We start from the raw sequence: 11,848 nt of genomic DNA, 5'->3' as shown, positions 1-11,848 counted from the left end.
ACGCCCTCTCAGATGACTCCGCCGGCCTTCAGCCCGTCGATCGACTTGGCGTCGTAGCCCAGCTCGCCCAGGACCTCGGCAGTGTGCTGGCCGAGGTCCGGCGTCGGCTTGAGTTCCTTGGGCTGGGGGAAGTCGGAGAGGTTGATCGGCTGGCCGACCACCTTGATCTCGCCGAGCTTCGGATGCTGGACCGGCCGGGCGATGCCGAGATGCTGGACCTGTGGCTCGGCGAAGGTCTGGTCGATCGAGTTGATCGGACCGCACGGCACGCCGGCCTTGTTCATCGCCTCCAGCCAGTAGGCCGACGGCTTGGTCCGGGTGATCTCGCCGATGCGCTCGTTGACGAGCTGGCGGTTCTTGGTGCGCAGCGCCGCCGTCACATGATCGGGATGGTCGGCCATCTCGGGCTTGCCCAGCGCCTTGCAGCAGCGCTCCCAAAGATTGTCGCCGGAGGCGGCGATGTTGATGTGGCCGTCGGCGGTCGGGAAGACGCCGGTCGGCGTGCCGGTGGGATGGTCGTTGCCGGCCTGCTTGGGCACCTCGCCCTTCATCAGCCAGCGCGAGGCCTGGAAGTCGAGCATGAAGATCTGCGCCTCGATCAGCGAGGTGTGGACCCACTGGCCCTTGCCGGTGCGCTCGCGGTTGTAGAGGGCGAGGATCATGGCCTGGGCCAGCAGCAGGCCCGAGGTCAGGTCGGCGATCGGGATGCCGACGCGCATCGGCCCGCGCCCGGGCTCGCCGGTGATCGACATCAGACCGCCCATGCCCTGGGCGATCTGGTCGACGCCGGGGCGGGCCGCATCCGGTCCGGTCTGGCCGAAGCCCGCGATCGAGCCGTAGACGATGCGCGGATTGATCTTGGCCACCGTGTCGTAGTCGACCTTCAGCCGGTGCTTCACGTCGGAGCGGTAGTTTTCGACGATGACGTCGGCCTTGGCCGCCAGCTTCATGAAGATCGCATGGCCTTCCGGGCTCTTGAGGTTGAGCGTCATCGACTTCTTGTTGCGGTGCAGGTTCTGGAAGTCGAAGCCGTGCCGGCTGCCGCCCATCGCGTCGGTGCCGCCTTCCGACGGCGGCTCGATCTTGATCACGTGCGCGCCCCAGTCGGCGAGCTGGCGCACCGCGGTCGGCCCGGCGCGATGCGCCGTGAGGTCGAGCACGGAGATGTGGGAGAGCGGCAGGGCGGTCATGGATGTTTCCTCGTGCTCGTGTTCTCGATGCTCTTGCTCTGTCATCCCGAGCGCAGCGAGGGACCCTTCCTCCGGCCCAAAGGTCCCTCGCTGCGCTCGGGATGACAGCGTGCGCGTATCAACGTCCCTTGAAGATCGGCTTGCGCTTTTCCATGAAGGCGCGGCGGCCTTCCTGGAAGTCCTCGCTGTCGAAGCAGGCGGCGGCCATCGGCTCGAGGCGCGCGAGGTCGCGCTGGGATTCGGGCTTGGCGATCTCGCGGGCCGCGGCCTTGGCCAGCGCGATGGTGAGCGGCGCGTTCTGGGCGATCGCGCCGGTGATGCCGGCGACCATGGCGTCGAGCTCGGCGTCGGCGGCCACGCCGTTCACCAGGCCCATGTCGTAGGCTTCCTTCGAGGAATACTGCTTGGCGGTGAACAGGAACTCCATGGCCCGCGGCAGGCCGACAATGCGCGACAGCCGCTCGATGCGCAGGAAGCCGTAGCCCAGCCCGAGCCTCGCGGCCGGCACGCCGAAGCGCGCGCCTTCGTTGCAGTAGCGCAGGTCGCAGCAGGCGGCGAGGTTCATGCCGCCGCCGATGCAGTAGCCGGTGATCTTGGCGATGGTCGGCTTGGGGAACTCGTAGAGCGATTCGTAGCCTTCCTTGGAGATGGCGTCGTAGCGTTCCTGGGCCTCGGCGTTGGCGCGCTCGCTCTCGAACTTGGAGATGTCGGCGCCCGACACGAAGGCCCTGCCGCCGGCGCCGCTCACCACCACGCAGCGGACCTCCGGATCCTTCGCGAAATCCTTCAGGATGCCGACGAACCCGTCCCACATGTCGAGCGACACGGCGTTGAGCTTGGCCGGGTTGTTGAAGACGAGATGGCCGACCGCGCCCTCGCGGCGGCCGTAGATCTTCTGTTCCTGCATGCACCGATCCTTCCGATTCGGCCGGCAATATACATCATCATTGTCAGGCGGCGCGAAGCGAAGCATTGTGCCTGCAAGGGGGAAACGTGGCCTCAGTCGAACTGAAGGGCCTGAGCAAGCGCTACGGCGAGGCGGTCGCGGTCGACGATGTGTCGCTGCGCATCGAGCACGGCCAGCTCGTGTGCCTGCTGGGCCCGTCCGGCTGCGGCAAGACCACGACCCTGCGGTTGATCGCCGGCTTCATCGAGCCTTCGGCAGGCGAAATCGTCGTGGGCGACAGGGTCCTGTCCTCGCCCAGCCGCACCGTCCCGCCCGAGGGGCGCAACATGTCGATGATCTTCCAGAGCTATGCGCTCTGGCCGCACATGACGGTGGCCGAGAACGTGGCCTACGGGCTGAAGATCCGGAAGCTCGACCGGGCGACCATCGATGCCCGCCTCAAGGCGATCCTGGCGACGGCCCGGCTGGAGCCGCTGGCGGCGCGCTATCCGGGCGAGCTCTCCGGCGGCCAGCAGCAGCGCGTGTCATTGGCTCGCGCGCTGGTGGTGGAGCCGGAGACGCTGCTGCTCGACGAGCCGCTCTCGAACCTCGACGCCAACCTGCGCGAGGAGATGCGTTTCGAGATCCGCCGTCTGCACGACCAGTATCGCTACACCACGGTCTACGTGACCCACGACCAGGCGGAAGCGATGACCACCGCCGACCTGATCGCCGTCATGAACCACGGCCGGGTCGAGCAGGTCGGCCCGCCGGAGGAGATCTACGCCCGCCCGCGCTCGGAGTTCGTGGCGCGCTTCATCGGCGGCGCCAACATCCTGCGCGGTCCGGCGCTCGACGACCGCCGCGTCGCGGTGGCCGGTATCCCGTTGCGGACCAGCGGCCGGCGGCTCGAGGCCGGACGGCCGGTCACGCTGTCGATGCGCCAGCACGAGATCGGGCTCGCCGTCGAACCGCCCGCGACGGCGGACAACCACCTTCGTGCCGTCGTGGCGCGCCAGGTCTTCCTCGGCTCGGTGCGCGACTACACGGTCGTGCTCGAGGACAGCACGGAGCTTCGCGTCACGGCGCCGCCGGACCGCAGCTTCGCGGCGGGACAATCGGTGTGGCTGCATCTGCCGGCGGAACAATGCCGGGCTTTGGCGGAGGAATGACCATGACCAGCAGGCTGACGCGACGGCGGGTGCTCGCCGGGGCTGCGGCGACGACGACGGCGTCGTTCGCGACGATGGCGCGCGGCGCCCCGCCCGAGGCGCAGAAGATCACCCCGGCGCTCGTCGAGGCGGCGAAGAAGGAGGGCAAGCTCTCCTGGTACACGTCGGTCGACCTGCCGGTGGCGGAGAAGGTCGCCAAGGCGTTCGAGGCGGCCTATCCCGGCATTTCCGTGAAGGTCGAGCGTTCGGGCGCCGAGCGCATCTTCCAGCGCATCGGCCAGGAGTATCAGAGCAAGATCTACAATTGCGACGTGGTGAACAGCTCCGACGCCGCTCACCTCATCGTCTGGAAGCGCGCCTCGATGCTGGCGGCGTTCCTGCCGGAGGAGGTGATCGCCAGCTTCCCCAAGGAACACTACGACCCCGACGGCATGTACGCGTCCTGGCGCGTGACGCTCTCGCCGATCGCCTACAACACCCAGCTCGTGAAGGCCGAGGAGGCGCCCAAGGGCTTCAACGACCTGCTCGATCCCAGGTGGGTCGGCAAGATCGTGAAGGCGCATCCCGGTTACTCCGGCACCATCATGACGGCGACGCAGCAGCTCAGCCGCGATCTCGGCTGGGGCTACTTCGAGAAGCTGGCCAAGCAGAAGATCATGCAGGTCCAGTCGGCCGCCGATCCGCCGAAGAAGGTTGCCCAGGGCGAGCGCGCGGTCATGGCCGACGGCGCGGAATACGTGGTCAGCCTGTTCAAGGCGCGTGGCGAGCCGATCGAGCCGGTCTATGCCGTCGAGGGCACGCCGCTGGTGACCGGACCCTCGGCGATCCTCGCCAGGTCCGGCAACCCCAATGCCGCCCGGCTGTTCTACGCCTGGTCGATGTCGGCGCCGGCGCAGCAGATGAACGTCGACGTCGGCGGCCTGCGCTCGGTGCATCGCGGGGTCAAGGATCGGCCGGACCGTCTCAAGCTCGCCGACATCAAGACCCTGCGCGAGGATGCGGCAGCCGTCGCCGACCAGGCGGACGCGATCAAGGCCCGCTATCTCAAGCTGTTCAAGGTGTGATCATGATCCTGCGACGGCGGACGGTTCTGGCGGGCGGGGCGCTCGCCGCGCTCGGCGCCCGCGTGGTCTCGGCGGCGCCGCCGCCGGAGGCGGTGACGCCCGCCCTGGTCGAGGCGGCGAAGAAGGAAGGCAAGGTCAGCTACTACACGGCGATGGACCTGTCGGTCGCCGAGCCGATGGCCCGCGCCTTCGAGGCGAAGTATCCCGGCATCAAGGTCGCGGTCGAGCGCACCGGCGCCGAGCGCCTGTTCAACCGGCTGGCGCAGGAGACGGCGAGCAAGATCCACCGCTGCGACGTCGCCAACAGCTCCGACGCCGCGCACTTCATCGTCTGGAAGCGCGAGGGCTGGCTGCAGCCCTACGTGACCGTCGACATCGCCGAGAACGTCCCGGCCGAGTTGAGGGACGCCGACGGCGCGTTCGTCAACCAGCGCACGCACCTGTCGGCCATGGCCTACAACACGTCCCTGGTGAAGCCCGAGGATGCGCCCAAGGGCTTCAACGACCTGCTGGCGCCGAAATACGCCGGCAAGCTGGTCAAGGGCCATCCCGGCTACTCGGGCACCATCATGACGGCGACGCACCAGATCGCGCGCGAGCTGGGCTGGGGGTACTTCGAGAAGCTGGCGAAGCAGAAGGTCCTGCAGGTCCAGTCGGCGACCGAGCCGCCCAAGCGCGTCGAGGCCGGCGAGCGCGCGATCGCCGTCGACGGCAGCGACTATCTCTTCTGGATGGCCAAGGAGCGCGGCGCGCCGGTCGAGGTCGTGCATCCGGTCGAGGGCACGCCGCAGATCTCCAACCCGATGGCGGTGTTCAAGGCGGCGCCCAATCCCAACGCCGCGCGGCTCCTGTTCGCTTGGATCATGTCGGGCGAGGGCCAGTCCTTCATCGTCAACCTGAGCGGCCAGTACCCCGCAAACCGCCAGGTGTCGGCCAAGGCCGGCCGGCCGCCGCTCGCCTCGATCAAGACCTTCCGCGAGGATCCGTCCGACGTCGAGAAGACCGCGGACGAGATCAAGGCGAAGTACGCGCGGATCTTCAAGGTGTGATGGCGACCATCCGCCCATCCAGTCGTCCTGAGCGCAGCGAAGGACCTCATCGCCGCTTGCAACCGGCATGAGATCCTTCGCTTCGCTCAGGATGACAGAAAGCGCTCGGCGCGACAGCGGCCGCCGGCCCGATCTCTCTCGTCCCGTCCTGATCGCCGTCGTCGCGCTGCTGGCCGTGATGATCGGGCTGCCGGTCGGCTGGCTGGTCGTCTACAGCCTGTCCGACAAGCAGGGCGCGGCGACGCTCGGCAACTTCGTCACGCTGTTCACCGATCCCAGCTTCGTCGACCCGCTGATCACCACGTTGATCATCGCCGTCTCGGTGAGCGCGATCTGCTGCGCCGTCGCGGCGCCGCTCGGCTGGCTGGTGGCGCGCACCGACATGCCGATCCGCCGCACCGTGCGGACGCTCGTGATGGCGAGCCTGGTGACGCCACCCTTCGTCGGCGCCATCGCCTGGGAGATGCTGGCGGCGCCCAACTCCGGCCTTCTCAACCAGCTCTGGCGGTTGCTCACCGGCATGCCGGCCGACGAGGCGCTGCTCGACATCTACACGCTGTCCGGCCTGATCTTCGTGATCGCCTGCTACACGTTCCCCTACGTCTTCATCCTGGTCGCCAACGCGCTCGACCGCATGCCGGGCGAGCTCGAGGACGCCTCGTCGATGCTGGGGGCGGGGCGGTGGCAGACCGCGGCGCGCATCACCGTGCCGCTCGCCCTGCCGACCCTGCTGGCCGGCGCCCTGGTCGCCTTCCTGCAGGCGCTCAACCTGTTCGGCTCGCCGGCCATCCTCGCCATACCCGCCGGCTTTCACACGCTCACGACGCGCATCTGGAGCCTGTTCCAGTTTCCGCCCAAGCCCGAGCTGGCGGCGGCCGCCTCCCTGCCGCTGCTGCTGCTCACCATACTGTTGCTGCGCGGCCAGGCTCTGGCGCTCGGCCGCCGCGGCTATGCCGTGCTGGGCGGCAAGTACGGCCAGCCGCGGACGGTGCCGCTGGGCGCCCTGCGCTGGCCGGCGGCCGCGCTCGCCCTGCTGGTGCTGGCGATGCCGCTCTTCCTCCCCTACGCGGCGCTCCTGAACTCGGCCTTCTCGCGCGTCGCCTCGCGCCTGGTGACGCCGGACACGATCACGCTGCACAACGTGAAGTTCACCTTTCTCGAGCTGAGCTCGACCCTGCCGGCGCTCAAGAACACGTTCCTGCTGGCCACCGCCTCGGCGACCCTGGGAGCGCTGCTGGCGCTGCTGATCGCCTACATCGTCGCCCGCCGCGCCGTGCCCGGCCACCGGCTGCTCGCCTTCCTCGCCACCGCGCCGCTCGCCATCCCGGGCATCGTGCTGGGCGTCGGCCTGTTCCTCGCCTACACGCGGCCGCCGCTCACCCTCTACGGCACGCTGTGGATCCTGCTGATCGCCTTCGTCACCATCGAGCTGCCGGCGGCCTACCAGCAGCTCTCCTCGGCGTTCCACGCGGTGCATCCCGAGCTCGAGGAGGCTGGCCGCATGCTGGGCGCGACGCGGCTGCGGACGCTGGCCGACATCACCGCACCGCTGCTGCGCTCGGCGGTGATCGCCACCTGGTGCTTCGTGTTCGTGGCGGTGATCCGCGAGCTGTCGGCCGCCGTGATCCTGTTCACCTCGGAGACCAAGGTCCTGTCGGTGCTGATCTTCGACCTCAAGGAAAGCGGCGACGTCGGCGCCATCGCCGTGCTCAGCCTGACGATGGTGGCCATCACCACGGTGGTGATCGCGGTCGCCAACCGGCTGGGTGGCGGCCGCGACGCCGGCCGCCTGCCCGCCCGCGCCGGCGGCTGAGGCACGATCCGCCCCATGGATTTGGCTGACCTGACGCCACCATAGCGCGACGCCGGCGCACGCTTTTTCCCCGACAGCCTTGCCAGAGCGCTCCGCATGGATCATCCATCGCCGGCCCGCTGGAGAGGGAACACGGGATGACCGCCCTTTTGGACTGGTTGACGGCGCGGGGACTGGAGGCGCTGGCCCCCGTCCTCGAGGCGCAACAGATCGACCTCGACGTCCTGCCTGATCTCACCGACGACGATCTCAAGGATCTCGGCGTGGCGCTTGGGCAGCGTCGCCGTCTGCTCAAGGCCATCGCCGCCGCCCGCCCGGCGCCGCCGCCGGTCGAGGCCGAGCCCGCCGCCGGTCCGGCCGAACGGCGGCAGCTCTCGGTCCTGTTCGTCGACCTCGTCGGCTCGACGGCCCTGTCGACGCGCCACGATCCCGAGGAAATGCGCCAGATCACGCGGCGCTACCAGGACGCCGTGGCCGGCGAGATCGCCCGCTTCGACGGCTATGTCGCCAAGTTCATGGGGGACGGCGTGCTGGTCTATTTCGGCTGGCCGAAAGCCCATGAGGACGGGGCCGAACGCGCGGTCCGGGCCGCCCTGGCGGCGGTTGCCGCCGTCGGCCGGCTGCGCATCGGCGAGAGCGAGACGCTCGCGGCGCGTGCCGGCATCGCCACCGGCCTGGTGGTCGTCGGCGACCTGGTCGGGCACGGCTCGGCGCAGGAAGCCTCCGTGGTGGGCAGCACGCCCAACATTGCCTCTCGACTGCAGGATCTTGCGCAATCGGGACAAGTCGTCATCGCCGACACCACGCAGCGGCTCGTCCAGTCGTCGTTCGACCTGGTGCCGCTCGGCCTGCGATCGCTGAAAGGGCTGGCCGCGCCGCTTGCGGTCTTCGCCGTGCAGCGCGAGCGCGCGGGAAACGACGGCCGATTCGACGCGCGCGCCGGCCGCCACCTTCGGCCCATGGTCGGGCGCGAGCAGGAGTTGGCGCTGCTGCGGGAGCGCTGGTCGGAAGTGCAGGAGGGCGAGGGCCAGTGCCTGCTTCTGGTCGGGGAGGCCGGCATCGGCAAGTCGCGCATCACGCGGGCGCTGCGCGATGTCGTGGGCCAGTCCGAAAGCGCCATCCTGCTGTTCCAGTGCTCGCCCTATCATCTGGACAGTCCGCTGTGGCCGCTCAGCCAGCAGCTCACCGTCGCCATCAGGCTGTCGGCGGCGGACACGCCCGCGACGCGCCTCGACAGGATCGACGCGTTCCTCCGGCCGCGCGCCGCCCATATCGAGAGCGCGCTCCCTCTCGTGGCCAACCTGCTCGGCGTGCCCTACGACGAGCGCTACGGCCCGCTCAACCTGTCGCCGCAGATCCAGCGCAGCCAGACCCTGGCGACGCTGGTCGAGCAGTTCCTCGGGCTGGCAAGGGTCCGGCCCGTCCTGATCGTGATCGAGGACGTGCACTGGAGCGACCCCTCGACCCTCGAGTTCGTCCACCTCGTGCTCGACCGGATCGACGGCCATCGCATCCTGCTCCTGCTGACCAGCCGGCCGGATGGCCAGCCGGTGCTGGCCGGCCATCCCCAGGTGACGCGTCTGGTCCTCAACCGCCTGGGCCGGACCGCCGTCGAGGCGATGACGGCGGCGATCGAAGGCAGCGACAGGCTGTCGGAGGACGTCCGTCGCGAGATCCTGACCCGGACCGACGGCGTGCCCCTGTTCGTCGAGGAGCTGACGCAGGCCCTCGTCGAGCTCGCGGCACGACCGCGGGACGACGAGAAGCTGCCGCGGCTCGACGGCAATCTCAGCGTGCCGGCGACCCTGCACGATTCGCTGATGGCGCGTCTCGACCGCTTGCCCGAGGTCAAGCGCGTGGCGCAGGTCGCCGGCTGCATCGGGCGCAACTTCAGCCATCGCATGGTCGCGGCGGTGGCCGGCCTGCCGGATGCCGACCTCGACGCCGCGCTCGACCGCCTGGTCGAGGCCGAGCTCGTCTTCCGCCGCGGACTGCCGCCGGATTCGGCCTACACGTTCAAGCACGCGCTGGTCCGCGATGCCGCTGCCAACAGCCTGCTGCGCAGCGAGTTCCGCCGCATCAATGCCGGCATCGTCGAGGCGTTCGAGGGATTCGCGAGCCCGCCGCCGCCGGAGCTTGTCGCGCGGCACGCCGAGCTGGCCGGACTCGACCCCAAGGCCGTCGACTACCTGCTGGAGGCCGGCAGGCGCGCCATCGAGCGCTACGCCAACCACGAGGCCGTCAACCATCTCGAGCGCGCCCTGCGGCTGATCTCGAGCCTGCCGGAAGGCGCCGAGCGCGGCGCGCTGGAACTGCGGGCCCTCGCCATGATCGGCGTTCCGCGCATCGCGCTGCACGGCTATGCGGCCGCTTCGGTCGAGGCGACCTACCGGCGGATCGTCGAGCTGGCCGAGCGGGTCGGCGACACGGCGCAGCTCTTCCAGGGCCTGCGCGGCCTGTGGAACTGCATCTACGACCGCGCCGACATCGAGAACGCGCGCGAAGTCTCCGAACGGCTGTGCGCACTGGCGCGCGACGCGCTGGCGGCGGAAGCACAGAGCCTCGCCTTCCGCGCGCTGGGTGCTTCCTACCTCAGTCTCGGCCGGTTCGCGGAGGCGATCGACACGTTCGAGCGGGGAATGGAAGCCTGCGCCGGGTTGCCGATCGATGCCGGCTTCCGCGATCACAGCGAAGCGCCGCTGGTCATCAACGGGGTCTATGCCGGGTTCGCGCGCACGATCGCCGGAGACTTCGATCGCGGGCGGGCGCTCATCGAGGAGGGGCTCGCCGTCGCGCGGCGGATCGAGAACCCCCTGACTCTGGCCTTTGCCTATCACCTTGCCGCCAATACGCAGTTCATGCTGGGCGTCCCGGCCGAATGCGGCCGGCTGTCCGACGAATCCCTGCGTCTCGCGGAGGAACACCGGCTCGTGTTCTGGCTGGCCGTCGGCGACGTGATGTGCGGTTGGGCCGCGACAGGGTCGGGGCCGGACCAGGCGGCGGTCGCGCGCATGCGGCGTGGCCTTCACGCCTGGCAGGCGAGCGGTGCGGAGCTCCACGTCCCGACCTGGAACGCCGCGCTGGCCGAGAGCCTGCTGGCGACCGGCGCCGTCGACGAGGCGGGCGAGTGCCTCGATCGCGCCCTGGCGCTCGCCGGGCAGCGCCATGAGAGGTTCGCCGTCCCCATCCTGCTGCGGCTGAAGGGGCTGGTCGCGGATCGCCGCGGCGACGCGGCAGCGGCCGAGGCGCTTCTCGATCAGGCGATCGTGCTGGCGCACGAGCAGGGGGCTGGCCTCTATCGGCTGCGGGCGGCCGGCGCGCTGGCGCCGCTTCTGATTCGGCGCGGCGCGCGCGAGCGGGCTCGCCACGTCCTGGCCGAGGCCTGCGACGGGCTGCGCGGCGGCGCGTCGCTTCCCTGCGTCACCGAGGCCCGCGCGCTTCTCGCGACCTTGAGCCAGGGCTGACCGGGAGCCGTCCACCTCCCAGAGCAGGATGCTCTTTGCCGGGGGCGCGGACCTCCAGGTCCGCCTCATGATCGTGAGCGGACCTGGAGGTCCGCGCTCCAGTGACCCGCCACGCAGTGGCGCGGCCCGGCCATGAGTGGCTCTAGTTCAGGACGGCGACCTCGTCGACGGTGACGGGCTTTGCCAGCAGCTTCAGCGATTCGAGGGTCTTGATGGTGGCTTCCCAGCCGGCGCGGGTCTGCTCGCCCGTCGGCGGTCCCGAGAGCTGCTGCGCCACCGTCACCATGCTGCGATCGACGTAGCGCGGCGCCAGGCGGGGGAACAGGGTGGAGAAGCGCAGGGCGGCGTCGCCGGCGCGCTCCTTCACCGAGTTGTAGCCCTCCTGCACGGCCTCCACGACCTTCTGGGCGATCACCCGGCGCGCCGGATCGGCCCAGGCCGCGTCGTTGACGATCAGGTTCAGGCTGTAGACGCGCACGCCGAAGTCGGCGAGCCGGAGCATGGTGATGCGGCGGCCTTCGGCGACCAGCTCGGCGGGCGCCATCTCCTCGTAGTCGATCAGCGCGTCGACCTTCTTGTCGATCAGCGTATAGGCGTCCCAGTTGACCGGGATCTCCCTGATCTTGTCGGGGTCGAGCTTGTTGACCGTGATCAGCGCCCGCAGCTCCTCGTTGGTGATGCTGCCCGGCACGACGCCCAGCGTCTTGCCGTAGAGGTCGCGCGGATGGGCGATGCGGTCCTCCGACCGGCTGAAGATCACGGTCGGCGTCTTGGGATAGTAGACGGCGAGGCTCTTGATCGGCAGCCCGTTCGAGCGGCCGATCACCGTGGCCATCCCGCTCGAGGTGCCGATCCAGTAGGGGGAGCCCTTGCCGATCTTCTCGGCCGAGGTCACCGCGCCCTGGGTCTCGGCAAACGTGACCTCGAGGCCGCGCCGCTCGAAGGCGCCCATGGAGCGGGCGAGGAAGAAGCCGGCGAAGGTCGGCAGCGGCTTCCAGTCGAGCAGGATCTCGACCTTCTCGACCTTGTCTTCGATCTGGGCGCCGGCGACCCGCGGGACGGCGAGCGAGGCGCCGGCCAGGGCGGCGGTGAGGAGGGAACGGCGATGCATGGCCGGCTCGATAGCAGACGGGGCGAGGGCCGATAAACCTTGGATCGACAACATCGTCCGGAGGACTTGATTATTAACTAACTGACCAGTAAGTTAGTT

8 protein-coding genes are annotated in these 11,848 nt (G+C 69.5%); 5 read left to right on the top strand and 3 right to left on the bottom strand.

The annotated features are described in order from the left end of the window. Positions 1 to 8 precede the first annotated feature (8 nt). Both ACO073_RS22820 and ACO073_RS22815 read right to left on the bottom strand, forming a co-directional pair. Positions 9 to 1,190: a CaiB/BaiF CoA transferase family protein gene (locus tag ACO073_RS22820; protein ID WP_422000565.1), complete on the bottom strand. Its 1,182-nt coding sequence runs from the start codon at positions 1,188 to 1,190 to the stop codon at positions 9 to 11. Between the two features lie 118 nt (positions 1,191 to 1,308). Next, positions 1,309 to 2,097: an enoyl-CoA hydratase gene (locus ACO073_RS22815; protein ID WP_422000564.1), complete on the bottom strand. Its 789-nt coding sequence runs from the start codon at positions 2,095 to 2,097 to the stop codon at positions 1,309 to 1,311. Positions 2,098 to 2,183: 86 nt separating this feature from the next. Here ACO073_RS22815 and ACO073_RS22810 point away from each other — a divergent pair, with 86 nt between their 5' ends. The 5 genes from ACO073_RS22810 to ACO073_RS22790 all read left to right on the top strand — a co-directional run bounded on the left by ACO073_RS22810 (position 2,184) and on the right by ACO073_RS22790 (position 10,638). Then, the gene (locus ACO073_RS22810) at positions 2,184 to 3,248 is read left to right on the top strand and encodes an ABC transporter ATP-binding protein (RefSeq protein WP_422000562.1); all 1,065 of its coding nucleotides are present in this window, start codon (positions 2,184 to 2,186) and stop codon (positions 3,246 to 3,248) included. 2 nt (positions 3,249 to 3,250) lie between these two features. Then, on the top strand, positions 3,251 to 4,312 hold the full coding sequence (locus ACO073_RS22805; protein WP_422000561.1) for an extracellular solute-binding protein: 1,062 nt from the start codon (positions 3,251 to 3,253) through the stop codon (positions 4,310 to 4,312). 2 nt (positions 4,313 to 4,314) lie between these two features. Then, positions 4,315 to 5,361 (top strand): ABC transporter substrate-binding protein, encoded by a 1,047-nt coding sequence (locus ACO073_RS22800; protein WP_422000559.1) that lies wholly within the window; start codon positions 4,315 to 4,317, stop codon positions 5,359 to 5,361. Positions 5,362 to 5,452: 91 nt separating this feature from the next. After that, the gene (locus ACO073_RS22795; RefSeq protein ID WP_422000557.1) at positions 5,453 to 7,174 is read left to right on the top strand and encodes an ABC transporter permease; all 1,722 of its coding nucleotides are present in this window, start codon (positions 5,453 to 5,455) and stop codon (positions 7,172 to 7,174) included. 137 nt (positions 7,175 to 7,311) lie between these two features. Next, entirely contained in the window at positions 7,312 to 10,638 is a 3,327-nt protein-coding gene (locus ACO073_RS22790; RefSeq protein ID WP_422000556.1) for an ATP-binding protein, read from the top strand. 142 nt (positions 10,639 to 10,780) lie between these two features. Here the strand turns inward: ACO073_RS22790 and ACO073_RS22785 are convergent, their stop codons facing one another. Beyond that, the gene (locus ACO073_RS22785; protein WP_422000554.1) at positions 10,781 to 11,749 is read right to left on the bottom strand and encodes an ABC transporter substrate-binding protein; all 969 of its coding nucleotides are present in this window, start codon (positions 11,747 to 11,749) and stop codon (positions 10,781 to 10,783) included. Between the last annotated feature and the right edge of the window lie 99 nt (positions 11,750 to 11,848).

The sequence above is a fragment of the Reyranella sp. genome (genome assembly GCF_965229815.1).
Classification (GTDB): Bacteria; Pseudomonadota; Alphaproteobacteria; order Reyranellales; family Reyranellaceae; genus Reyranella.
The sequence above is the reverse complement of the archived record's forward strand: the minus strand, read 5'-3'. Positions and strand labels throughout refer to the sequence as shown.